The sequence below is a fragment of the Kribbella sp. CCNWLW201 genome (genome assembly GCF_037203805.1).
GTDB lineage: Bacteria > Actinomycetota > Actinomycetes > Propionibacteriales > Kribbellaceae > Kribbella.
In genome coordinates this window covers 1-23,107 of sequence record NZ_JBBCBQ010000021.1, presented here as the reverse complement: position 1 = coordinate 23,107, position 23,107 = coordinate 1, and the positions used below count along the sequence as shown (strand labels likewise).

22 protein-coding genes are annotated in these 23,107 nt (G+C 66.3%); 12 read left to right on the top strand and 10 right to left on the bottom strand.

Translation table 11 applies throughout. The features are described from left to right. Window positions 1-6 precede the first annotated feature (6 nt). The 4 genes from V9K99_RS42515 (at window position 7) to V9K99_RS42500 (ending at window position 2,024) form a co-directional block, all read left to right on the top strand. Window positions 7-432 carry an SMI1/KNR4 family protein gene (locus tag V9K99_RS42515; protein ID WP_337012704.1) on the top strand — a complete coding sequence of 142 codons (426 nt, stop codon included), beginning with the start codon at window positions 7-9 and terminating at the stop codon, window positions 430-432. 27 nt (window positions 433-459) lie between these two features. Continuing rightward, complete coding sequence (locus V9K99_RS42510; RefSeq protein ID WP_337012702.1) at window positions 460-963, top strand: hypothetical protein; 504 nt, start codon at window positions 460-462, stop codon at window positions 961-963. Next, complete coding sequence (locus tag V9K99_RS42505; RefSeq protein ID WP_337012700.1) at window positions 923-1,429, top strand: hypothetical protein; 507 nt, start codon at window positions 923-925, stop codon at window positions 1,427-1,429. Before V9K99_RS42510 ends, V9K99_RS42505 begins: the two co-directional genes overlap by 41 nt. Before the next feature lie 154 nt (window positions 1,430-1,583). Further along, window positions 1,584-2,024, top strand: coding sequence for a hypothetical protein (locus V9K99_RS42500; protein WP_337012698.1), 441 nt, complete (start codon window positions 1,584-1,586; stop codon window positions 2,022-2,024). A 4-nt stretch (window positions 2,025-2,028) separates the two neighbouring features. Here V9K99_RS42500 and V9K99_RS42495 read toward each other — a convergent pair whose 3' ends face one another. After that, on the bottom strand, window positions 2,029-3,684 hold the full coding sequence (locus V9K99_RS42495) for a bifunctional 3'-5' exonuclease/DNA polymerase (protein ID WP_337012696.1): 1,656 nt from the start codon (window positions 3,682-3,684) through the stop codon (window positions 2,029-2,031). A gap of 263 nt (window positions 3,685-3,947) precedes the next feature. Between V9K99_RS42495 and V9K99_RS42490 the strand changes: the two genes are divergently transcribed. The 5 genes from V9K99_RS42490 to V9K99_RS42470 all read left to right on the top strand — a co-directional run bounded on the left by V9K99_RS42490 (window position 3,948) and on the right by V9K99_RS42470 (window position 8,249). Beyond that, window positions 3,948-5,303 (top strand): aminotransferase-like domain-containing protein, encoded by a 1,356-nt coding sequence (locus tag V9K99_RS42490; protein WP_337012694.1) that lies wholly within the window; start codon window positions 3,948-3,950, stop codon window positions 5,301-5,303. Window positions 5,304-5,375: 72 nt separating this feature from the next. After that, window positions 5,376-6,284 (top strand): pyridoxal 5'-phosphate synthase lyase subunit PdxS, encoded by a 909-nt coding sequence (gene pdxS / locus V9K99_RS42485; protein WP_337012692.1) that lies wholly within the window; start codon window positions 5,376-5,378, stop codon window positions 6,282-6,284. 7 nt (window positions 6,285-6,291) lie between these two features. After that, window positions 6,292-6,864: a DUF6891 domain-containing protein gene (locus V9K99_RS42480; RefSeq protein ID WP_337012690.1), complete on the top strand. Its 573-nt coding sequence runs from the start codon at window positions 6,292-6,294 to the stop codon at window positions 6,862-6,864. Then, window positions 6,861-7,454, top strand: coding sequence for a pyridoxal 5'-phosphate synthase glutaminase subunit PdxT (pdxT, locus tag V9K99_RS42475; RefSeq protein WP_337012688.1), 594 nt, complete (start codon window positions 6,861-6,863; stop codon window positions 7,452-7,454). Before V9K99_RS42480 ends, pdxT begins: the two co-directional genes overlap by 4 nt. A 33-nt stretch (window positions 7,455-7,487) precedes the next feature. Next, entirely contained in the window at window positions 7,488-8,249 is a 762-nt protein-coding gene (locus V9K99_RS42470) for a YebC/PmpR family DNA-binding transcriptional regulator (protein WP_337012686.1), read from the top strand. 99 nt (window positions 8,250-8,348) lie between these two features. On the opposite strand, the gene V9K99_RS42465 is transcribed toward V9K99_RS42470, so the two are convergent. Beyond that, window positions 8,349-9,134 carry a hypothetical protein gene (locus V9K99_RS42465; RefSeq protein WP_337012684.1) on the bottom strand — a complete coding sequence of 262 codons (786 nt, stop codon included), beginning with the start codon at window positions 9,132-9,134 and terminating at the stop codon, window positions 8,349-8,351. A gap of 158 nt (window positions 9,135-9,292) precedes the next feature. Between V9K99_RS42465 and V9K99_RS42460 the strand changes: the two genes are divergently transcribed. Beyond that, a complete protein-coding gene (locus V9K99_RS42460) occupies window positions 9,293-10,009 on the top strand; it encodes an alpha/beta fold hydrolase (protein ID WP_337012682.1) in 717 nt (238 codons plus the stop codon). Window positions 10,010-10,078: 69 nt separating this feature from the next. Next, window positions 10,079-11,074 carry a S1 family peptidase gene (locus tag V9K99_RS42455; RefSeq protein ID WP_337012680.1) on the top strand — a complete coding sequence of 332 codons (996 nt, stop codon included), beginning with the start codon at window positions 10,079-10,081 and terminating at the stop codon, window positions 11,072-11,074. Window positions 11,075-11,138: 64 nt separating this feature from the next. Here the strand turns inward: V9K99_RS42455 and V9K99_RS42450 are convergent, their stop codons facing one another. The 8 genes from V9K99_RS42450 to V9K99_RS42415 form a co-directional block, all read right to left on the bottom strand. After that, window positions 11,139-13,841, bottom strand: a complete 2,703-nt coding sequence (locus V9K99_RS42450; protein WP_337012678.1) for an exo-rhamnogalacturonan lyase family protein — start codon at window positions 13,839-13,841, stop codon at window positions 11,139-11,141. Next, window positions 13,814-16,396, bottom strand: a complete 2,583-nt coding sequence (locus V9K99_RS42445) for an exo-rhamnogalacturonan lyase family protein (RefSeq protein ID WP_337012676.1) — start codon at window positions 16,394-16,396, stop codon at window positions 13,814-13,816. The genes V9K99_RS42450 and V9K99_RS42445 overlap by 28 nt, the downstream gene beginning before the upstream one ends. Continuing rightward, window positions 16,393-17,289 (bottom strand): carbohydrate ABC transporter permease, encoded by an 897-nt coding sequence (locus V9K99_RS42440; RefSeq protein WP_337012674.1) that lies wholly within the window; start codon window positions 17,287-17,289, stop codon window positions 16,393-16,395. The genes V9K99_RS42445 and V9K99_RS42440 overlap by 4 nt, the downstream gene beginning before the upstream one ends. Window positions 17,290-17,300: 11 nt before the next feature. After that, a complete protein-coding gene (locus V9K99_RS42435) occupies window positions 17,301-18,296 on the bottom strand; it encodes an ABC transporter permease (RefSeq protein ID WP_337012672.1) in 996 nt (331 codons plus the stop codon). A gap of 85 nt (window positions 18,297-18,381) precedes the next feature. Beyond that, window positions 18,382-19,932 (bottom strand): extracellular solute-binding protein, encoded by a 1,551-nt coding sequence (locus V9K99_RS42430; RefSeq protein ID WP_337012670.1) that lies wholly within the window; start codon window positions 19,930-19,932, stop codon window positions 18,382-18,384. Beyond that, the gene (locus V9K99_RS42425; RefSeq protein ID WP_337012668.1) at window positions 19,929-20,558 is read right to left on the bottom strand and encodes a YesL family protein; all 630 of its coding nucleotides are present in this window, start codon (window positions 20,556-20,558) and stop codon (window positions 19,929-19,931) included. Before V9K99_RS42425 ends, V9K99_RS42430 begins: the two co-directional genes overlap by 4 nt. A 201-nt stretch (window positions 20,559-20,759) precedes the next feature. Beyond that, on the bottom strand, window positions 20,760-21,410 hold the full coding sequence (locus V9K99_RS42420; protein ID WP_337012666.1) for a DUF1961 family protein: 651 nt from the start codon (window positions 21,408-21,410) through the stop codon (window positions 20,760-20,762). Continuing rightward, complete coding sequence (locus V9K99_RS42415; RefSeq protein ID WP_337012664.1) at window positions 21,391-22,404, bottom strand: LacI family DNA-binding transcriptional regulator; 1,014 nt, start codon at window positions 22,402-22,404, stop codon at window positions 21,391-21,393. Before V9K99_RS42415 ends, V9K99_RS42420 begins: the two co-directional genes overlap by 20 nt. A 508-nt stretch (window positions 22,405-22,912) precedes the next feature. On the opposite strand from V9K99_RS42415, the gene V9K99_RS42410 reads away from it, so the two are divergent. Further along, window positions 22,913-23,107: hypothetical protein (locus tag V9K99_RS42410; protein WP_337012662.1), on the top strand; the 195-nt coding region annotated here is incomplete at its 3' end.

The following is a 23,107-nucleotide window of genomic DNA, read 5'->3' as shown; positions in this document are numbered from 1 at the left end:
CGGTCAATGGAATGGGATGAGATCCTCAGGGCAAAGATCGAGGCGGGTGAGGCTGAGGCTGCCCAGGGTGCCGCTGAGGAATTGATAGTCGATGCTGAAGCTGCATTGGGGCCGTTGCCGGTTGACTACCGACACTTCCTGTCCGCCTTCGGCTATGCATCGGTTGGGCCCGATGAGATTTACGGCCTCGGTCCCGATGTTCCGCCGTACCTGAACGTGCTCGAGATCACTCTCGCAGAGAGAAGGGACTCTCCGAACTTTCCTTCAGAAGGGATTGTGATCTTTAATGACGGCGGCGGCAACTTGTACTTCCTTCGCAATTTAAAGGATGAGGCCGATTCGCCCGTGTTTGTTTGGTTTCATGACGATCCTGAGGATATCCAAATCGACTCTTCTAGCTTCTCTGAATGGCTTCTGGGTAAGCTGTCCTGAGCCTGGATTCGCCGATGACGACCGCTGGTGAGCGGGTCGCAGACCGAGAATGCCGGCTCTCCGTCGCCGGGCGGTGTGCAGCGGACCCGGTCGTTCGACGCGTCCGGTCGACTCGCGAAGGAGGAGGGCTCCGGCGCGGAGGCCTCCACGGCGATTCGCGACCTGACCTACGACTTGGCTGGACGACCCGCAACCACCAGTTCACTGGACGGCGTCAACACCTACACCTACAATGACCGCGGCATGCTGCTGCGCGCCGACGGCCCGTCCGGCACGTCGACCCACGGCTACGACGCCGACGGTCAGCTGACCCAGCGGATCGACGCTGCCGGAACCGCCGACTTCACCTACCTCAACGGCCGCCCGGCCACGGTGACCGACCCGGTCACCCGCACCCTGCAGACCCTCGGGTACAACACCGCAGGGCAACTGTCGCTCGGTCGATGCAGGCGCCAAGACACTTCTGGTGTTGGGTGGAGGCGCTATGAGGATGAACGAATTGATGCTGCCGCTGTGGCGGGCGGACGCTGAAGTGGGAGGTCCGAAAGACCTGCCTGATGATCTGCAGGACCTGGTCGAATCTGGTTGGCGAACCGGACCGGCTGGCGCTCTCGTGCTCACCGGCTGCTACGGCGAAGGAGCTGGATGGCGTGATGACTGGCAGGCGGAGACGATTTCCCAGCATGAGCTTGAAGTCAACGATGTTGCCATCCCATGCGATGACCTCTCGAAGGAACGCGACTTGTTTCTTCGTGGTGCCGTCGCGCGGTCTCGCGCGTTCGTGGGTGCCGCGTTCCGCGCCGCCCGTGCCCTGCCAGCATCCGAATTTCTTGTGGCGGTCGTCTCCGTCGGCGTGGATGAAGGTTATCTCACGCACGGTGCCACAGTGAAATTCGCTACCCGGCGGGGTGGGTTTCCTGCTTTCTACGAGGATTTGGAGCGGTTTCAGGACGAAGCTATGGCGATGATTGATGCCCATGAGCATGTAGACAAGTAGGATTTCAGCCTCGCGTTCGACACGCCTGGTTGCTGGCGCGGGCGAGACACCGGGATGGATCCGTGCTGCGGTACTCCTGACCTGCAGTCCGTGTGGGTCGTAGTGAGGGACGAGGGGGCGCAGAGTGGGTGCTGATACGCCGAGAGAGCCCGCGGTGTGGATTGATCTCGAGGCGAATCTGCCGTGGTTGACTGCCGAGCCGTATCTTCTCGAGAGGGATGATCTTGAGAAGACTCTGGATGGGCTTGCGGGGCTTGGGTTTCGGGTGGTGCGGGTGCGGGCGCCCGAGCGGGGGGATCTGGAGGAGGGGCTGCTCATTGAGTTGAGCGGGAGGCTTGGGTTCTCCGGTGTTGGGGCGGGGAGTTGGGCTGCCTTCAGTGATCGGTTGTGGGATCTTCTGACTGCACCCGAGGAGCCTCCTGTTGCTGTGGTGATCGAGCTGTTCGATCGGATTTTGCAGCAGAGCCTGCACACCTTCGTGCGGTGCATCCACAACCTTGTTTCTATGACTGAGGGTGTCGGGCTGTCTGATGAGGGCGCTGACCTTCAGGTTGCTTACTTCTTCGTTGGCGATTGGGGGACGCGCCCGTCCTGAAGGGTTACTTGGCGTCGGCGTAGTTCTGGACGGTTGCTGTGGTGAAGGCGAAGCGGGTGGGGGTTTCGCCGAAGGTCAGGGTGCCGGCTAGGTCGGCGGCGTTTTGGATTGCGGCGGATACCTGGTCGGCCTCGCCGGCGGGGCAGTGGACTATGACTTCGTCGTGTTGGAAGAAGACCAGTTCGGCTTTGAGGCCGGATAGGGATTGGCGGAGGGCTGCCAGCATCAACAGTGCCCAGTCGGCGGCGGAGCCTTGGACTACGAAGTTTCGGGTGAAGCGGCCGCGGGCTCGGGCGTGGCGGGCGTCCACTTGCACGTCTTCTGCGCCTGGGCCTTCCAGGAGCGCATCGTCCAGGGGAGCGCCGGCGGGTGGGCAGGTGCGGCCCAGCCAGGTGCGGACGAGGCGGCCTTCTTCGCCGGCGCGGGCCGCGTCGTCGACGTACGCGACGGCTCGCGGGAATCGCTTGCGCAGCATGGCGAGGTTCTTCAACCCATCGCCGGACGTCTGCCCGTAGATGGCGCCGAGTACGGCGAGCTTCGCCATCGCGCGGTCACCGGAGAACGCCTGGTCCGAGACCGCCTTGTACAGGTCACCGGCTGAGCTAGCGACCTCCATCAACGCGGGGTCGCGGGAGATCGCGGCCAGGATGCGCGGCTCGAGTTGGGACGCGTCCGCGACGACAAGCCGCCAACCCGGGTCGGCGACCACCGCCCGGCGGATCACCTTCGGGATCTGCAGGCCGCCACCTCCGTTGGTAACCCACCGGCCGGAGACCGTCCCGCCCGGGAGGAAGCCGGGGCGGAAGCGCCCGTCGTGGACCCAGTCGTGCAGCCACGACCAACCGTTCGCGGTGTAGATCCGGTAGAGCTTCTTGTACTCGATCAGCGGCGCGACCGCCGGATGGTCGATCGTCTCCAGCTCCCAGCGCCGGGTCGACTTCAACTGGTACCCGGCCGACTTGAACGCCTTCAGTACGTCGGCCGGCAAGTCAGGCCTCACCCGCCGGCCAAACGCAGCCGACACCTCATCCGCCAACTCGGTCAACCGCCGCGGCTCCCCGGTCCCGCCGAACCGTTCGCCGAGCAGCTCCGTCAGCAACACACGATGCGCGTCAGCGCTCCACGGCAACCCAGCCCGGTCCATCTCCGCGGCGATCAGCATCCCCGACGATTCCGATGCCGTCAGCAACCGCATCCGGTCCGGGTATTCCGCCAATTGGTGTCGCCGCAGTTGGTCGGCGTACACCTTCAACAAACCCTCGAACGAGACCGGCTCCTCCTGGATCTCGAAGAGCGAAGACTGTTCACCTGGTACGACGGCACGCAGCGGCGGATCCGGTGGCACCGGCCGGCCGTTCAACCGGGCCCACGCGGCCGCCGCCGAGCGAGGCTCACCCAGTCGACCCTCGTGACCGAGCAGCAGGCCTTCACTGTTCTCGATGTCGTAGCAGCGTTCCACCCGTACGCCGGCCTCCAGCAGGCGCGGGTAGATCTCAGAGGACGACCGCCACACCCACCGGGTCACGTGCGGACGCGACCCGACCGCGGCCGCGAGATTCGGCTCGTGCAGCACCTCACCGGCAGGCTGACCGTCCGGCTGCAGGGCGACGAGCACCGCCCCGCCACCCTCCTCCGGCGCAATCGCCCACCGCTCGTCCATACCCGCATCCTCACACCCTGCACCGACATTCCGGCTAGCGGCAGATCGCCGCTGCCCGACTGTGGCACCTGTGCTGCGGGCAAACGTTAACCAGCAGCAAGGTGGTCACACTCGATGCCCGAGTTGCCGGCTGCCGCACGGTGGCTTCGGTCGCGGGGCAGGGCCAGTGCCAGGGCAGGGACGGGCGGGGCGGGGAGGAGTACGCGGGGAGGAGGAGCGCGCGGGGTCGAGGTGAATCAGGCCAGTGGTGTCAGACTGGACTTATGTGGCGGGCGGGTGATCTGGATCCGGTGGACGGGACCAAGACCGAGCAGGTCGAGGCTCTCGTACTGCGGCGGATCGAGCGGGGTGACCTCTCGATCGGGTCGCGGCTGCCGTCGGAGCGGGTGCTGGCGGACCGACTCGGGCTCAGCCGGGTGACCGTCGTACGGGCGTTGGATCACCTGCGGGCGGACGGCGTACTGGAGACCAAACGGGGTTCCGGGACGGTCGTGCGACCGCTTGACCGGCTGCTGGACCCGATCGCGCCGGCGTCGACGGTGACAGCGGGGGACCAGCCAGTGCTGGACCTGCGGTTCGCGACGACTGCCGCACCGCATGACGTGGCCGAGGTGGCCGCGCAGATCGTCGAGGACGGCCTGCCGCACGCGATGGGCGGCGACGGACCACCGCCAGGCGGTTCCTTGGAGCTCCGTACGGCGTTAGCGGCCAGGCTCACGAGTGAGGGCGTACCGACCGAGCCGGACCAGCTCACCCTGACTGTAGGTGCAGCAGCCGGACTGAACGCCGCACTGGCCGGTCTGGACCTCGGACCGGGTGTAGCGATCACCGAGACACCGACGTACCCGGCTGCCTTCGACCTGCTCCGCAAACACCGCCTGGACGTGGCCGGCTGGCCAGCAGGAGTGTGGGACACGGACCAGCTCGCTCACCTGTGCAGACGGCACCGGCCCAAGGTCATCTACCTCCAGGCGGACAACCACAACCCAACCGGCCTCAGCCTCCCGCCAGACCGTCGTACGGCGGTTGTCGAGATCGCCCGCAGGTACGGCGCCGCACTGATCAGTGATGAGACCATGAGGCCACTGTGGTTGGCCAGTGGGGAGCAGGCCGAGCCACTGAGTCGCTACCCGCGCACAGTCAGTGTCGGCTCGCTGAGTAAGACAGTGTGGGGTGGACTGCGTGTCGGCTGGGTCCGCACGGGCAAACAGCTCAGGAGGCGCATCAACACTGCGGCTCAGCTCAGTGTGGCGTCACCGAGTGCTCTGGACGACCTGCTAGCTCAGGCGATCATCGGCAGGCTGGACCGGGTGATCAGCCGCCGCCGAACACGCCTGAGGGCCAACCTTCAAGCGTTGGAGACTGGACTCAAGACGATCGACGGTGTGGCATGGCCCACGCCGACAGGTGGCATGACGTTGTGGCTGGAGCTGACCGAGACCAGAGCACGGCGAGTGCTGGAGAAGGCTCGTGAGCAGGGGCTACTGCTGGGTGCGGGGGACCTGTTCACGCCGGACGGGACGGACCGCCGGCACATCCGGATCCCGTTCACCGCACCGCCCGCCACGCTCAGATTGGTCGTCGCCCGGCTGTCGGAGGCGATCGCTCAGTCCACTTGATCCGAGGTGGACTGAAGATCGGTGCCGTCAGCCACCTAACCTGGAGACGTGCCCCACGACCAGGAGGATGTAGTGACGGAGAACCAGACCCCCCAGACCCCGCAGACCGGCACCGCGAAGGTCAAGCGCGGCATGGCGGAGATGCTCAAGGGCGGCGTGATCATGGACGTGGTCACCCCCGAGCAGGCCAAGATCGCCGAGGACGCCGGTGCTGTCGCGGTGATGGCGCTGGAGCGGGTCCCGGCCGACATTCGCGCGCAGGGCGGCGTCTCCCGGATGAGCGACCCGGACATGATCGACGGCATCATCAACACCGTCTCGATCCCGGTGATGGCCAAGGCCCGGATCGGTCACTTCGTCGAGGCGCAGGTGCTGCAGAGCCTCGGCGTCGACTACATCGACGAGTCCGAGGTGCTCACCCCGGCCGACTACGCCAACCACATCGACAAGTGGCAGTTCACCGTGCCGTTCGTGTGCGGTGCAACCAACCTGGGCGAGGCGCTGCGCCGGATCACCGAGGGTGCGGCGATGATCCGCTCCAAGGGTGAGGCCGGCACCGGTGACGTCTCGAACGCGACCACCCACATGCGCCAGATCCGGCAGGAGATCCGCAAGCTGCAGAACCTGCCCGAGGACGAGCTGTTCGTCGCGGCCAAGGAGCTGCAGGCGCCGTACGAGTTGGTCAAGGAGGTCGCCCAGCTCGGCAAGCTCCCGGTGGTGCTGTTCACCGCCGGCGGGATCGCCACCCCGGCCGACGCCGCGATGATGATGCAGCTCGGCGCCGAGGGTGTCTTCGTCGGCTCCGGCATCTTCAAGTCCGGCAACCCGGCCCAGCGGGCCGAGGCGATCGTCAAGGCGACCACCTTCTACGACGACCCGGACGTGCTCGCCAAGGTCTCCCGCGGTCTGGGCGAGGCGATGGTCGGCATCAACGTCGACGAGATCCCGCAGCCGCACCGCCTCGCCGAGCGCGGCTGGTGATCGGAGCGTGACAGGGCCGGAAGGCCTGCTGGCGGTGGACGAGCGGACCGCCCGGGAGCTGCGGGGTCTGGCCCGCGTCCTGGTCCGGTCCGGGTACGCCGACCATGCCGCCATCTCGGCCGCGTTGACCGAGGCGGTCCAGGAGGACGCGCCGTCGATCGAGGCGGCGGGGCTGGTGCCGCTGCTGATCGGTGAGGCGGTGATCGATCTCGACGCGGACGCCAGGGATTGGCCCGCGACGACCGATCCGGATCGGCTGGACGCCGTACTGGCGGAGCTGGAGTCCAGAGACATCGTGGTGGTCCGGTACACGTCGGACCACCACGCCGCCAGGCAGGCGCTGGAGGCGGCCGCGGATCCGAAGGGCCTGGTGTTCTTCACCGACACCGACGTCTGGCACGCGGTCGACTTCGGCATGCTCGAGCTCAAGGTCTGGCACTCCGACACCGCCAACGTCGCTCCCGGTGAGCCGCTGCTGGACGACGTACTGGAACTGCTGCACCACCATGATCTGCCCGCCGTTTTCGACGAAGGCCGGATCGAGGTCACGCTCGACTGGCAGCGAAGGGTGACCCTATGACCGTGATCGGTGTGTTCGCGCTGCAGGGCAACGTGCGGGAGCACGTGGCGATGCTGACCCAGGTCGGCGTCGAGGCCCGGCCGGTACGGCGGCCGTCGGAGCTCGAGCAGGTGGACGCGCTGGTGCTGCCGGGTGGTGAGTCGACCACGATGGACAAGCTGGCCCGCGCGTTCGAGCTGTTCGAGCCGCTGCAGAAGCGGATCGCGGACGGGATGCCGGTGTTCGGCACCTGCGCCGGGATGATCATGCTGGCGAACGAGATCACCGGCGGGATCGACGGCCAGGAGACGCTCGGCGGCCTGGATGTGACGGTACGGCGGAACGCGTTCGGGCGGCAGGTGGACTCGTTCGAGGCGGACCTGGATTTCGCCGCGTTCGACACGCCGTACCACGCAGTGTTCATCCGGGCACCGTGGGTGGAGCGGGTCGGCCGGGAGGTCGAGGTACTGTCGACGGTGAGCTCGGGCCCGGCCGCGGGTAGGATCGTCGCGGTTCGCCACGATCGGCTGTTGGCCACGTCGTTCCATCCGGAGCTGACCGGGGACGTCAGGCTGCACGGCTACTTCGCCGACCTGGTGCGCGAACTCTGAGACGCTACAAGCGGTAGAAGGGTTGGTTTCGCCATGTCAGGCCACTCCAAGTGGGCCACCACGAAGCACAAGAAGGCCGTCATCGACGCGAGGCGCGGCAAGCTCTTCGCGAAGCTGATCAAGAACATCGAGGTGGCCGCCCGGATGGGCGGTGGCGACCCTGGCGGGAACCCGACCCTGTACGACGCCATCCAGAAGGCGAAGAAGTCGTCGGTCCCGAACGACAACATCGACCGCGCGGTCAAGCGGGGCTCCGGCGCCGAAGCCGGTGGCGCCGAGTACCAGACGATCATGTACGAGGGCTACGGCCCGAACGGTGTCGCGATGCTGGTCGAGTGCCTGACCGACAACCGCAACCGGGCGGCGGCGGACGTGCGGACGGCGATGACCCGCAACGGCGGCTCGCTGGCCGACCCGAACTCGGTCGCCTACATGTTCAACCGCAAGGGCGTCATCGTGCTCGCCAAGGAGCAGGACGGGAAGTCGCTGTCCGAGGACGACGTGATGGAGGCCGTGCTCGAGGCCGGCGCCGAGGAGGTGAACGACCTCGGCGACTCGTGGGAGGTCGTCACCGAGGCCACCGACGTGGTCGCGGCCCGGACCGCGCTGCAGGACGCCGGGATCGACTACGAGTCGGCCGAGGTGCAGTTCGTCCCGTCGATGACGGTCGAGCTGGACGCCGACGGCGCCGGCAAGATCTTCCGCCTGATCGAGGCCCTCGAGGACAGCGACGACGTCCAGAACGTCTACGCGAACTTCGACGTGAGCGACGAGATCATGGCCGAAGTCGGGTGACCAGGACGGACCGGAAGTTCGCGTTTACGCGCTGCGTCTGATTCTCGTCTCCGACGAGGTCGATGTGTCCGACGAGATCATGGCCGAGGTCGGCTGACCTCACATCCCGAGGGCCTTCCCGTCGATGACCTGTGCGGCGGGCGGGGCCTTCGGTGCTGCGATCTGGTTGTACTCGCTGAAGGTCAGCACATCGGTGCGGGACAGCTCGAGCCGGACGGGGCGCGCGGTGGACGCGTCGACCCACAGCGTGCCGTCGCTGCTGCGAAGGCCGATGCACGCGATGCCGTCGACGGTCTTCGGCGCGGTCTTCCGGAGCGTGCCGGGTTCCTCGAACAGGCTGTCGAAGAACCTGGGCTTGCTGGCGAAAGCGGCCAGGTCGCCGAGGTCCTTGTTGGTGAGCGCGGTCTTGATCCATCGACCGCCGATCAGCGCGACGATGGCGTTGGCCTCGGCCTTCGACTTCGCCTGCTTGCGCCAGAACGCGTCGCTCATCCGCAGGTAGGCGGTCTTGCCGATCACCATGATGGAGATGCGGTCGCCGTCCATCGTGATCGAACCGCTGCCGCCGGCCGCGGCCAGGCGAACGTCCAGTGCCATCCGCCCATCGCTGTCGGTCATGGCGCCTTTCACGTGCACGCTCTTCGCGGCCTTGGCCGCGGCCTGTGCCTTCGCGAGGATCTGCGGCGCTGACAGTCCGGTGATGCTGACCGGCGTCGGCGTCGGTGTGGGTGTGGACGCCTGCACCGGCGTCGGCGTTGGTGTCGGTGTCGGTGTCGGTGCGGTGACCGTCGTACCGCTGGTCGCAGGATCGGATCCACCGCAGCCGGTAGCGAGGACGGCCATCAAGACCGCCGCCGCGGCGGCAGCCGTACGAGTTGTCGGCATCTGCTCTTCCCCCCAATTCGGTGCTTCTTCTCTGAGAGATGCAGGCGGTGGCGGGAAAGTTGGGCGACCCGCTCAAGGAAAGCGTGTCAAAATATTGACGGACGTCGTTGCTGGTGGCACGATTCGTGGCATCTCGGGCCCGTTCGAAGGAGTGCGCCATGGCTGGAACGTTTGTGCTGATCACCGGTGCCTGGCATGGCGGATGGGCCTGGCGCCCGGTCGCCGAGCAGCTTCGAGCCGCGGGTCGTCAGGTGCTCACTCCGACCCTGCCGGGACTACGGGACGGTGAAGACCCCACGCCGTACACCTTGAGCGATGTCATCGACTCGGTCGTCGAACTCGTCGAGGGCGAGGACCTGCGGGACGTCACGCTCGTCGGGCACAGCTGGGGTGGATACGTGATCGCCGGCGCGGCCCCGCGGCTCGCGGCGCGGTTGCGGAAGCTGGTGTTCTGGAGCGCGTTCGTGCCGGCCGAGGGCAGGAGCGTGTACGACGAGGTGCCGCCGAACTATCAGGCTTTGTTCGACGGACAGGCTGCCGCGTCCGGCAACCACACGGTCGCGATGCCCTTCGAGGTCTGGCAGGCCGCCTTCATGCCGGACGCCTCAGAGGACGTCCAGCGCATGGTCCACAGCCTGCTCCTGCCCCAACCAATGCAGTACTTCACCGAGACCGTCGTACCGCTCGACTTGGACACCCTCGGCGTACCGGTCGCCTATCTACTCGGCGAGGACGACGTCGCCCTCCCGCCCGGCGAATACGGCTGGACCCGATTCGCCGAGCGACTCGGCGTAGCCCCCATCCCCACCCCCGGCACCCACGAGGCCTGCTTCACCCGCCCCGCCGAACTCGCCGAAAGCTTCCTCAAAGCCTGACCCTCACCCCCACTCGGCCCGGGCATGGTAAGTGCGCGGTAAGGCCGTGCAGTGACCATGTCGTAGCTCTTGGTACTCACGGCCGATGGGAAAGGGGACGGCATGACGCGAGGTTGGGCACGACGAGGGGTTCTGCTGTTGACGGCTTGCGCCCTGGTTGTAGCGGGCATCACCGGTTCCAGTTCGGCGGCGCCGACTTCGGGCAGCGCGCCGCCGGATCTGAACTCCGTCAAGTGGGAGCTCGATCGCACGGCACCGAAGATTTCGGGAACGGGGTGGGTGGTCGACGAAGCCACGAATTCTGTTCTCGTGACGTATGACGACACGGTGCCGTCCGACAAGGTCGCGATCCTCAAGAATGCGATCGCCAAACACGGGAGCGCGGTCCGGCTGCAGCGGGTCCCGGGGGAGACCAAGTTCACCATGGCGGGTGGCGACCTGATTGCCTCGCCGAACCCGGACGGCACGAATCGGAACTGCAGCCTGGGATTCAACGCCATCAACGAATCCACCGGTGTGTACTACGCGATCACGGCAGGGCACTGCACCCTGGGCAGGGAGAACTGGTACACGAACAACGCCCTGAGCGTCTACCTGGGAAATGAAGTCTCCAGCCGGCTCGGCGGCCCGAACGGTGTCGACATGGGTCTCATCCAGTACCGCAACGCGGGCCTGGAGAAGTACGGCGGGATCCATCGGCACGACAACGGGCAGTACTACAACATCACTGGTTCCGGGGGAGTCTCGGCCGGTGACTACATTTGCAAGTCGGGAATAAAGACCCACACCACCTGTGGAAACGTGACCAGCCCTTGCGGGACGATCACGATTCAGGGGGTCACGCTCTACTGCATGATTTACAGCACCATGTGTGTGGAGGGCGGGGACAGCGGTGGGCCGGTCTGGCGCTCGAGCCTGGGCGTTGGCATCGTCTCTGGCGGCGTGCTGTACAACGATCCGGACTTGCCGAATTACGGAAAGTGTGTCCCGCCCGAGGAGGGTGGCCGGTCCTACTCCTATCCGCTGCGCGAGATTGAGTCGTACTACGGCATCAAGGTGTTCTGAGATCACCGAAGGGCGGGTGCACGGCGAGACCTGGAGGTTTCGCCGCGCATCCCTGCGGTCAGCATCATGGGTTCACGATCTGGTCGCCGACTAGGGCGAGGGTTTGGATGGCGGCTAGGCCGTAGAGGGCTGTGGTGTTGGTGGAGACCCACTTGGCGGCTTGGGTTGGGTTGAGGGTCGACTGCACGTCCTCGGCGGTCCATGGGAGGTTCGGGGCGTAGCCGTCGCCGGTGTAGAACTCCTTCCAGGCTCGGGCGGCCAGGTCGTCCCGGTCCAGGCGGACAGCGGCGTACGCGGTGAGGCGGGCGTGTCCTTGGCGGAGGATGAGGTTGCCGAAGTGCGCACCGCACTCGGCTGTCTGCTCGGCCCGGGTGGCGTTGTAGAGCCGGCAGTACTGCAGCCACGCAGCCTCGAACGCCGGCATGTCGACCAGGTCGATGAGCTCGGCGCAGATCTCCACCTGGCCGAACATCGCACTCAGGTGCGACACACTGACGGTCTTCCCCGCGACGGGTGCGAACCGCCCGGTGTCCAAGTCGTACAGCCCACCACCGGTGACGAAGCCGTTCGGCATCGCACCGATCGTCTCCATGGTCCCGAGAAGCTTGGCGCGCGCAGTGGCAGCCTTCGGCCCTTGACGCTCCCACTCGGTCAGCCACGCGGCAGCCAGACCACTCCAGTCCGTGCCGAGGCCTATGGCGAGTGCATGCGGGTCAGGTGTGTAAGGCTCGGTCCTGATCTTCCGCAGCGGGTCCAGCACCAGGAACGTGCGGTCGGAGTCGACCAGCTCGGACAAGAGGTCGCCAGTACGCTCGTCAGCCGTCAGGTAGTAGTAGAAGCGCCGGTAGATCGCCGTACTGATCCGCTGCTGCTTCGCACTGTCGGCCCAGTGCTGTACGCCGTGCCGCGTACCCAGACCGGCCCACTGACCGAGGTGGTAGACGTCGACCTCACCAGTGTGTCGCGTCATCGCCTCGGCGAACCGGAAGATGTCGGCCCGGCCGGACCGCAGGAACGCGTACCAGAGCCACAGGTCCGGCGAGAGCTCCGAGTTGTCCCACGCGTACCCGCCCACGTCGTACCGCCAGACCAGCCGGTCCTCGTCGAACGTGTGCATGATGTCGCCGTAGTCCCAGAACCCGTACCAGTGCCGTGACTCGACCTGACCCCGGTAGAAGTCGAACAGGAAGTCCAGGTGGTCCTCGATCGCCTTCTTCGCCGGCACCGACCGGTCCACCGGTGTGACAAGCCCACCGAACACCCGTGTGCTCACCAGCTGCTCCACCGGGTTGATCAGCTGCGGGGGAGTCCGCACCTGGTCAGCCATGTCACCCAAGCGGGCAGCCGTCGGAGTCGCCGCCAGCGCCCAGAACGTGAGCTCACTGGTCCTTGCGATCCCGTACGGCGTACCGAACGCCGGCTCGTAGTCCTCATAGGTGATGTTGAGGCCCTCGAGCTGTTCCGGGTACGTGTCCTGGCCCATGCCGTCGTGGTAGAACCGCGTGTCCATCGGACCGGCCTCCGGCGACCACAGCCACACCGTGACCTCGGCCTCCTCGGTCGCCGCACCCCTGATGTCGAGCTGGGACGGGTGCCGCTGCCAGAAGTCCCTTAAGCCAAAGGCGAATCCACCACTGACACCACCGACGTACCCGAGCCCGGACGCACGCTTGCCTTGGTCGACCGGGATCCAGCCGTACCCCTTCTTGGTCCGCTTCTTCACCGTGAAGCCGTCCGCGGCCAGCTGGCTCAGCGAGTAGTCACCCCACTCGGGGATGTACTGCAGCCGCGTCGTCACCCGCTGGTCCCACGTCGACGGGTCGGGCAGCTTGGTCCCGGCGACCTGAGCAGCCCGTACGACGGCACCCGGGTCACGCCGCAACCCGGTGATGCCCTTCACCGCCTCCGCCATCATGCCGTGGCCCTCACCGATGAAGCGGACATGACGGTCGTACGCCGCATCACGCAGCGGCACCCGGAAACGCACACCGAGCCCCGCGATGTAGTCCGTCTGCCCGTCCCGGTCGTACACGAACGTGTGCACCATCCGCACGTTCTCCGCGCCCGCAGCGAAGTACAGCCGCACCGAGAACGGCAACCACGTCTTCCCCTTGCGAGACTTGTGCCGGCCCTCGATGCGCACCACAGCACGCACCGGACCGGCCTGCTCCACGGTGACGCGCGTGATGTCGCTCTCGTAACGTTCCCGGACGCCGCCACCTTCCTCGTCCTCGGCGATCTTGTCCTGCTTCAGATTGACGAGCTGGCCCTTCCGGGCGATCACCACGTCACCACGCCAGATCTGGCTGATCAGCTCCGTGCCGCTCTTCCGGATCCGCGCCTTGATCACGCCGGTGTCGACGTCGACGTAGGTGTTCTCTTCCTTGACCGTGACAGCTTGCGCCGGCGCGGCCGCCGTACCAGGGCCGAGGGTGTAGGACTCTGCCGGTGCGTCCACCGCGATCGCGTGTGCACTCCACTTGAGCGACCCGTCCGGCCAGTACGCCGTCGGCCAGCTCTGCAGGGGTACGGCGCTGCCGTCTGCAGCCTTCAGTGCAAAGGACTGGTTCGCTGGTACGGCGCCCTTCGGCCACGGCGTACCCCACGTCGTGACGGCCGCAGTAGTCGGCTTGCCTTCCAACCAGGTGAGCTTCACTTCTTGTACTTCGGCCTGCTGCGCGAAAGCGGCAGCGGCGGGGGAGTCCAGCAGGGACACCGCGGGTACGGCGGCCATGCCTGCTAGGACTGTGCGTCGGGAGACCTCCATGCCGTTCCACCTCTGTCATTTCGGTGTTCAGGTATCAGGGACAGGTTCTGGATCGCTGCGAGCGCGTACTGCGCTGCGCCGTTAGTGCTGACGAACGCGGCCTCGTCGACGGGCATCAGACCGCCGTCGATCGCTGCGGTCTTCCACTCCGCCTCGCGCTGCAAGGCATTGCGGTTCAGCTGGTCGCCTTCGTCGACGAAGAACTTGCGCCAGGCCAGTCGGGCGAGCTCCACGTCGCCTGTGCGTGCGGCGGCGTACGCGGCGAGCCGGCTGTGGGCCTGGACGAGTGAGATGCCCTGTAGTGCTTGACCGACCTCAGCTGCCTGCTGCTCGGGCGGGAGCAGGTACAGCCGGCAGTAGTCCAGCCACGCCTTCTCGAACCCCGGTACGTCGAGGTCCAGGGCGATGAGCTCGGAACAGATCTCCGGTAGTCCGAAGAGCGAGGACAGGTGTGACACCGCGATGGACCGCCGACTGGTGTCGAAGCGTCCGGTGGACAGGTCCAGCCGCGCATTGCCGGTGAGGAAGCCATAGCGCAGTGCTGCGATGTCAGCCATCGTTCCGACCAGCCGTGAGCGGGCCCGCTCGTCCCCGTGCCTCTCCCACCGCGTCAGCCAGGCTGCGGCGAGTGCACCCCAATCCACGCCCAGCTCGACCGACAGAGCGTGCGGGTCGGGGGAGTAGGTATCCGGCCGCACCTTGCGCTGCGGATCGACGGCCAGGAACGCCTCTTCGATGGTCGCCAGCTCGTCCATCAGATCGCCGGTCCGCTCGTCGGCGGTCAGGTAGTAGTAGAAGCGCCGGTAGATCGCGTTGGAGATGCGCACCTGCTTGCAGCTGCAGCCCCAGTGCTGCACGTTGTGCCGCGACCCAAGGCCCTTCCACCGGCCGAGGTGGTGTCCGTCGACCTCACCAGTGTGCCGAGTCATCGCCTCGGCGAACCGGAACACGTCGGCACGGCCGGTCCGGAGGTACTGGTACCAGAGCCACAGGTCCGGGGACAGCTCGGAGTTATCCCACGCGTAGCCGCCCACGTCGTACCGCCAGGTGTGCCGGTCGCGGTCGTAGGTGTGCATGACGTCGCCGTAGTCCCAGAACCCGTACCAGCGACGCTGCTCGCGCTGGCTGACGTAGTACTGGAAGAGGAAGTTCAGCCGGGCCTCGATGTCTTGGTCGTCGGCAGTGGGCAGACTCCAGCTGCCGAACACACCTGCCTCCAGGAGACGGGCCGGAGCAACGGCAAGCAGGCCAGGGGAGTTGAGCAGTGCTGCGTGCTCTGCCAGCTCGTCCGCCGACGGTGTGGTGTCGTGGACTCGTAACGTCAGCTCATGGGTGCGGGCGATGCCGTGGGCGTTGCCGAAGCCCGGTTCGTAGTCCTCGTAGGTGATCTCGAGGCCTTCGAGCTGTTCGGCGTAGCTGTCCTGGTCCATGCCGTCGTGCCAGTAGCGCACGTCCATGGCCGGTGCACTCGGCGACCACATCCACACTGTGGCGGTGGCAAGGTCGGTGGCCGCGTTGCGGATGTCCAGGCGGGTGGGGTGCAGCTTCCAGAAGTCACGCAGGCCGAACCCGAGTCCGCCGCTGGCACCACCGACGTACCCGTAGCCGGGCGACCTGGTGCCGGCTGGGATGGTCACCCAGGCCTGGTCGGGCCCGGTCCGTTTGCGCAGGGTGAAGCCGTCCGCACTGCTCTGGTCGAGGGTGTAGTCGTTCCACTGCGGGATCAGGTGCAGCCGGTTCGACACCTCGGAGTTTTGGATCTCCTCGATCTCACGGCCGGCCACCTGCGCACGTCGTACCTCCTCACTTGGATCGCGACGCAGACCGGTCAGACCGCGGACTGCCTCAGTGAGGAAGCCGGACGGACCTGCCAGCCGGATGTGGCGGTTGTGCGGTTCGTCGCGCATCACCACGTCGGCGCTGAGGCCAAGCCCGGCGAGGAAGTCGCGGTCCGGATCGCCGTCCCAGATGAAGCTGTGCACGATCCGTACGTCGGTCGCACCCGCGTAGAAGTAGAGCCGGACACTGAACGGCAGCCAGTCACCGTGTTTGCCGTCGAGCTTGACCACGGCCCGCACCGGACCGTCCTGCTCGACAATGACATTGTCGACAATCGCCGTCGTCTGCTGCCGGGTGCGGCTCAGGTCCTCGTCCGGAGCGTTCTGCCGCAGACTGACCAGCCGGACGCCGCGCACGACCTCCTGACCGCCGTACTCGATCGACGCGATCAGCTGTGGCGCATTGAGCACCCACGTGACGTCGCCGGTTGTCACCCGAACCTCGCCGCCGGAGCGTTCTACCAGCACAGGCTTTTCAGGCGTGGAAGGAGATCCCGTGACCAACTCGTACGACGATTCCGGATGGTCGGACGACCCGATCGCGTGGGCGGACCACTTGATCGAACCGTCCGGCCAGGTCGCGGTCGTCCAGCTCTGCACCGGCGTACCGTCGGCCAAGGCAAACTCAGTGCCTTCAGCAACTGTTCCGCGCGGCCACGGGACACCCCACGAAACCCCCTGTTTACAAGGTGTTTCGAGCCATTGCAGCGTTGTCATTCCTTCACCGATCCGATCAGGACGCCCTTCGCGAAGTGCTTCTGCAGGAACGGGTAGAAGAACAGGATCGGCAGTGTCGCGACCACCACGACCGCGAACTTCAGCCCCTGCTCCGGGAAGCTCACCGTCTCCAGTTGCTGCAGCACGTTCGCCGAGTCGGCGTTCGCCGCGGTCAGCTGACGCACGATCATCTGCAGCGTCCACTTCTTGCTGTCGTCGATGTAGAGCAAGGGCGACATGTAGTCGTTCCAGATCCCGACCGCGTAGAACAGCGAGAACGTCGCGATGATCGGCTTCGACAACGGCAGCACGATCCGCAGGAACACGTTGAGCTCGTTGCAGCCGTCGATCCGGGCCGCCTCCTCGAGTGCCTCCGGCAACTCCTGGAAGAAGCTCTTCACCACGATCAGGTAGAACGGGTTGATCGCCAGCGGCAGGATCAGGGCCCAGTAGCTGTCCAGCAGACCGAGGTCACGTACCACCAGGTACGTCGGGATCATGCCGCCGCTGAACACCAGCGTGAACACCACCAGGTTCAGCACCAGCGCCCGGCCCGGCAGGAACCGCTTGGCCAGCGGGTAGGCCATCGTCAGCGTCAGCAGCAACTGCACCACTGTGCCGATCGCGGTGACACAGATCGTCGTCAGCAGCGCACGGACGAACGTGTCGGTGGAGAAGATGTACTGGTACGTGTCGGTGACGAACTTCTCCGGCCACAGGAAGAACGGCCGCGAACTGATCTCCGATTCGGTCGCGAACGACCCGGCCAGCACGTAGATCAGCGGTAGCACGGTGACCAGGGACAGACCGGTCAGCAACACCACGTTCAGTACGTCGAACGCGCGGCTGCCGGCCGAGTCGTAGTTCCGGACGGATTGTGTCTTCTTCAGCATCGTCAGCCTCCTCAGAACAGGCCGCGCTGGCCGAGGCGCTTGGCCAGCCAGTTCGAGCCGAAGATCAGCAGGACACCGACCAGGCCCTTGAACAGGCCGACGGCGGTCGCGTAACTGAACGCGCCCTGCGTGATGCCGATGTAGTAGACGAACGTGTCGAACACGTCCGCGACGTCGCGGTTGAGCGAGGTGGTCATCAGCCAGATCTGCTCGAACCCGGAGTCCATCAGGTTGCCGGAGGTCAGGATCGCCATCACCACGATGGTCGGCGCGATCGACGGCAACGTGATGTGCCAGAACTGCCGCCACCGGCCGGCGCCGTCCACCCGGGCCGCCTCGTACAGCTGCGAGTCGACACCAGCCAGCGCGGCCAGGTAGATGATCGTGCCCCAGCCGGTCTGCTTCCACAGCAGCTGCAGCACGATCAGCGGCCGGAACCAGTCCGCCTGCGCGACGTAGTCGGTCTTCTGCCCGCCGACCAGGCCATGGATCCAGTTCGCGATCACGCCGAAGTCGACCGAGAACAGCAGGTAGGTCAGCGACGCGACGATCGTCCAGGACAGGAAGTGCGGAATGTAGATCAGCGACTGCACGGACCGCTTCAGCACATTGATCCGCAGCTCGTTCAGCATCAGCGCGACCACGATCGGCGCCGGGAAGACGAAGACGATGGTCAACAATGCGAGCAGCAGCGTGTTGAACATCAGCCGGCCGAAGTCCGGGCCGGTGAACAGCTCCTGGAAGTGCTTCAGACCGACCCATTCACTGCCCGAGTAGCCGAGGAACGGAACGTAGTCCTTGAACGCGATGGTCAGGCCGTACATCGGCAGGTACTTGAAGACGACGAAGTACACGAGGCCGGGTAACAGCAGCAGGTACAGCCAGCGGTAGCGCAGCAGGTCGCGCCAGAGCGGCACGGGCCGGGCGCTGCGTTTGCGCTTCGGGGACGGCGGTGCGGCTTCAGCAGCTGGGGGTACCACCTGGTTCGGCACCAGATCGGTGGCCACGGTGGCCTCCCTTCGGGCTAGGAGATTCGGGACAGGGGAGGTACGGCGTCCGTGCTGTCACCGCACGAACGCCGTACCGGAGAGGTCAGCCGCCGACCTTGGCGACCAGGTCGTTGACCTCCTGGGCGATCTGCGTGCCGCCGCTGTCGTACCAGCGCTTGATCTGCGCCTTCAGTTGGTCCTCGGTGATCGCGCCGGACAGGTACTTGATCCGGGCGTCCGGGATGATCGTGTCGATCGTCTGGCCCTTCGCCACCGCGGTCGGTGCGATCACGCCGAGGGCCGGGTTGAACACCGCGGTCTTCAGGTCCTCGTTCATCAGCACGTCGAACTTCTCCCGCATCGCCCGGCTGGCCGCGTCGTTCGGCCGCAGCGCGTAGGCGCCCATGCCGACCGAGGCCCGGGTACCGAGCTGGATGAAGGCCTTGTCGACGTCGTTCTGGATCGCCTTGACCTTCGGGTCGTCCTGGTTGATCGGGACGGCGTACTTGCCGTCGGCCTTGAAGTTGCGGCCCTCGATGCCGTTGGTGAGCAGGATCGAGCCTTCCTTGGACTGCAGCTTGTCCAGCGTCTGCAGCACCTGGTCGAGCTGCTCCTCGGTCCGGATGTGCTGCTTGGAGATCGCCATCACCATGTTGTAACCGGTGAACGGGTAGGAGTGCTTCTCACCGTCCGGGCCCTTCAGGTTCCCGACCAGGGTGACCTTGTCGAAGTCCTTCGGGTTCTTCTCCTTGAACAGGTCGAGCAGCTGGGTGGCCCGCACGTTCACGTCGATGATCATGCCGCCCTTGCCCTGCACGAACGGGTCGTTCCAGTTCCCGCTGTCCAGGGTGGCGAAGTCGGGGTTGATCAGGCCTTCGGTGACCCACTTGCGCAGCCAGCGGTTCGCCTCGAGGAACTCCGGGGTGTCGAAGCCGGGGACCAGCTTGCCGTCGCGCTCACCCCAGCCGTTCGGTGCGCCGAACCAGGTCTCGACGACGTCGTACGGGCTGGCGCTGGCGTAGTTGCCGGGCCACTTCGGGATGATCAGGCCGTAGGTGTCCTTCTTGCCGTTGCCGTCCGGGTCCTGCTCGGTGAACGCCTTGGCGATCGTGTAGAGCTCCTCGACCGTCTGCGGTTCCTTCAGGCCGAGCTTGGCCAGCCAGTCCTTGCGGATCACGATGCCGGAGCGCAGCAGCGGCCGGACCCGGTAGATGCCGTAGGTCTTGCCGTTGGTCATCGTGTTCTTGGCGGTCTGCTCGTTGGCAGGCTTGAGGTTCGGGTACTTGTCCAGCTTGCCGGTCAGGTCCCAGAACGCGCCGGCCTCGGCCGCCTTGACGAACGACGGGCCCTTCTCGTTCACCACCATCACGTCGGGGATGTTGTCCGAGGCAAGCGTCACGTTCGACTTGTCGCCGTACTCGGCGTTCGGCACCCAGGTGACCTTGAGTTTCTTGCCGATGAGCTTCTCGACCGCTTGCTGCAGTTCGCCGCTCGGATCCGGTGCGGTGCCGAACAGCGGTGCCATCACCGTCAGCTCGGTACTGGCGGCCTGGCCCCCTTTGTCATCGCTGCCGCCGCCGGAACAGGCGGAGGCGAGCAGTGCCGTCGACGCGGCGACGGCGACAGCGATACGCCGTCGGGAGAAGATGGTCATGAGTTCCCTTTCAGGTGCAGGCGCGCCTCGTTCTCGGCGAAGAAGCGCAGGCAGAGCCAGGTGTCGATCTGAATCCAGCCGCCGCCGGCCACCACGATCCCCAGCACGGGGAACTTTCCGGACACGTAGGCGATGGACACCGCGACGAAGAGCAGGACAAGGGACGACGCCGGCCGCGCAAGCGCGACCAACGATGCCTTGGGCAACAACTCGCGGACCCGGAGGTCGTAGTGCACGGCCATCGGGAGCAGGTAGGCGGCGATCACCCCGAGAGCGACCAGCGCGACGAGGCTGGCCAGCCGGGGGATCGACGCACTCGCGCCGAGCGACGCGAAGTACAGATAGTTGCCGATCAGCACGACCGCGGCCGCCACCGGGGGCAGTACGACGATCGAGCCGCGGCGGAACTCGCGCCGGAACGCGGTGCGGAAGGCAGGCAGAGCATGAAACGATTCACCGGAAGACCTGCGTCTGGCCAGTGAATAGGCTGCGAGCGTGGCCGGGCCGATACCCAGCGCGACACCGCCGAGAAGCGTGAACGCGATCCACAGGGCGTTCAGCTTCATCACCCAGACGACTTCGTCTGCGGCGTCGTACAGCTTGATGGACCAACCGGGGGAGCTCATCGCGAGCCCGGGGCCGGCCGGCCAGGGTTGGTGGAGCGGCAGTGTTTCACGGTTGTCCCTGCCTTGTGACAGATACGTTTCGGGCGAAAAGTGATGTGACCATATGGTTGAATCGTCTCAATGTCAACGGCTTGGAAAGCGTTTGTCAGAGACTGGTCACGAACTCGCGCCGCCCGGTTCGCGGACTGCCCGAAGTAGCGTCTACGGGCGTGAAATTCGCAGGTTCGCGTACTCGCCGATCAGCGGCGCCATCTGCCGCAAGCCGATCCGGCCGCCGGTCAGCGGCTGGTCGTCGTACCACTGGAAGCTGGTCACGTCGTTGATCGCGAACGTGATGTGCCCCTGGTCGACAGTGAGCCTCAGTTTGTACGGACCTTGGGCGTCCAGCACCGAGGGCAGCGGGTCCGGTCCCTGCGCGACGAGATGGAAGCCGTAGCTCTTGCGCAGGTTGCAGGTGTGGAAGGCGCGCTCGGCCGGCCAGCGGCGGCGGAAGTACGAGACGTGGTAGGTGTCCAGTTCACCGTGGTGGTACTGCTCGTACGGGCCGGTGCGCGGCTTGAGGTCGAAGAGGTCCTCGCCGGCGCGGCCCTTGGCGTGGAAGAACAGGATGCACAACCCGGGCTCGCGGATCGGCCAGAAGTCCCACTCGACGGTGATGTCGGGCGGGAAGTCCTCGGGGCACCACAGCACCACGTTGGCGTCCTGACCGTCCTCCGGCGGGCGCACACTCTCCAGCCGAAGCCGGCCGAGCGGGAAGGACACGGTACCGTCACCCTCGAGCCGGAAGTGTTCTATGTCGTTGGCCGAGGCCAGTGGGTTCTCGTAGAGCGTGTCACCGGCGCTTGAAGTCACTGGACTCCCTGACGATCAGATCCGGCTGGAAGATCACCTGCCGATGACGATGCCGGTCGGCCGCCTCGACCTCCTCCTGCAGCAACTCCATCGCCGACCGGCCGAGCAACTCGGCCGGCTGCCGAACCGATGACAGCGGTACGGCGGCCGCGCGGGCGAAATCGATGTCGTCGTACCCGACGATCGCCATGTCGCGGGGGACGCGCAGACCGGCCACGGACATGGCCTGCAGGAACCCGATGGCCAGCAGGTCGTTCGCGATGAACGCCGCGGTCGGCCGGCTCCGCGACGGGAGCGCGGCGACCTGCTCGCCGATCGCACGGCCTTCGACCACACCCATCACGTCGACCTCGAACAACTGCAGGTCAACGTTGCCGGCCTGCTCGACGACGGTGGTGATCCCGGCCATCCGGTCGGACACCTGCTGCATGGTGAACGGCCCGCCGATGAAGGCGATCCGGCGATGGCCGGACTGGATCAAATGGTTCCCGGCCAGTCGTCCGCCGAGCTGATCGTCGACCGAGACTGAGCACAGTCCGCGGTCCGCGGCGCGGTCGACGAGAACGACCGGCGTACCGCGGTCAACCAGTGCGGTCAGCCGTGGATCGTTGCTGTCGAACGGCGTGATCAGGATCCCGAGCACGCGTTGCTGCTCGAGCTGGTCGAGGTGATGGCCCTCGCGGACCGGGTCGGTCTTGCTGTTGCAGAGCATCACCACGGTGTCGTGCTCGTAGGCCAGCGCCTCGGCGCCCTCGGCGAGATCGGTGAAGAACGGGTTCGCGACGTCGAGCACCACCAGACCGACGGTCCGGCTGCGGCCGGCGCGCAGATGGCGGGCGGCCTCGTTGCGGACGAAACCGAGCGCGCTGATGCTGTCCTGCACGCGTTGTCGGGTGGCAGGCGCCACGATCCACGGCCGGTTGAGCACGTTGCTGACCGTGCCGACCGAGACGCCGGCGCGGTGCGCGACCTCTTTGATGCTGGGCGTCGCCATCGTCCCTCGTAGAGCGGTCGCGGGCCGTCAAGGACCGCCAGTTTATCCACGCCCAATTGAATCGTCTAAATCCCCGCCGCTGGTTGGTTCAAACGCCACCGCTACGCGGCGGCTGCCCCTCGGCCGCCTCCGGCGGCAGGTCGCGTACCGGTGACACAGGCAACGCGATCGGCGGAGGGCCCCTGGTCAGGGCGGAAGCTGTGATGGCGGCTGCCGCTTCGCGGCGGCTGTCTCTCGGCCGCCTCCGGCGGCGGTCCGCGAACCGGTGACGCGGGAAGGCCATCGGCGGATGCACTGTGGTCGGCGCTGTCGTTAGCGCGCCACTGCTGCCGATCGGTCACCTCGGGCAGCGCCGCGATACGTCCACCCGCGCCGCGCCGTCTTCGTCTCGGTGCCTGTGTATATCCGTTTGGCTCGGCTAGTCAGTGTGACGTTTCGCCTTGTGGATAAGGGATTCTGAACCGCTCCGGGTTTGGCGCAGCACGAGACATCGCGTAGGATCGAACACATGTTCGAAGGAGATCTGGAGTCGCTGTCGACGGCCGACCTGCTGGAGTCGGCCGCCAGGCACCGCGCCGAGGCCAACCGGCTCGACGCGCGGCTGCTCGAGCACGCCCAGGTCTACGCCGACCGCTGCCCGTCCCGTCCCGGCCGCAGCCCCGGCGGCGGCCGCGAACGCGCCCTCGTGCTCGGCGGTGACGGC

Bases quoted from the DNA above. Each gene is read 5' to 3' on its own strand.
- V9K99_RS42505 (WP_337012700.1), top strand. From the start codon at position 923: ATGAACGAATTGATGCTGCCGCTGTGGCGGGCGGACGCTGAAGTGGGA.
- V9K99_RS42490 (WP_337012694.1), top strand. From the start codon at position 3,948: ATGTGGCGGGCGGGTGATCTGGATCCGGTGGACGGGACCAAGACCGAG.
- V9K99_RS42445 (WP_337012676.1), bottom strand. From the start codon at position 16,396: ATGACAACGCTGCAATGGCTCGAAACACCTTGTAAACAGGGGGTTTCG.
- V9K99_RS42495 (WP_337012696.1), bottom strand. From the start codon at position 3,684: ATGGACGAGCGGTGGGCGATTGCGCCGGAGGAGGGTGGCGGGGCGGTG.
- V9K99_RS42430 (WP_337012670.1), bottom strand. From the start codon at position 19,932: ATGACCATCTTCTCCCGACGGCGTATCGCTGTCGCCGTCGCCGCGTCG.
- V9K99_RS42425 (WP_337012668.1), bottom strand. From the start codon at position 20,558: ATGAGCTCCCCCGGTTGGTCCATCAAGCTGTACGACGCCGCAGACGAA.
- V9K99_RS42415 (WP_337012664.1), bottom strand. From the start codon at position 22,404: ATGGCGACGCCCAGCATCAAAGAGGTCGCGCACCGCGCCGGCGTCTCG.
- V9K99_RS42465 (WP_337012684.1), bottom strand. From the start codon at position 9,134: ATGCCGACAACTCGTACGGCTGCCGCCGCGGCGGCGGTCTTGATGGCC.
- V9K99_RS42460 (WP_337012682.1), top strand. From the start codon at position 9,293: ATGGCTGGAACGTTTGTGCTGATCACCGGTGCCTGGCATGGCGGATGG.
- V9K99_RS42450 (WP_337012678.1), bottom strand. From the start codon at position 13,841: ATGGAGGTCTCCCGACGCACAGTCCTAGCAGGCATGGCCGCCGTACCC.
- V9K99_RS42470 (WP_337012686.1), top strand. From the start codon at position 7,488: ATGTCAGGCCACTCCAAGTGGGCCACCACGAAGCACAAGAAGGCCGTC.
- V9K99_RS42440 (WP_337012674.1), bottom strand. From the start codon at position 17,289: ATGCTGAAGAAGACACAATCCGTCCGGAACTACGACTCGGCCGGCAGC.
- pdxT (WP_337012688.1), top strand. From the start codon at position 6,861: ATGACCGTGATCGGTGTGTTCGCGCTGCAGGGCAACGTGCGGGAGCAC.
- V9K99_RS42515 (WP_337012704.1), top strand. From the start codon at position 7: ATGGAATGGGATGAGATCCTCAGGGCAAAGATCGAGGCGGGTGAGGCT.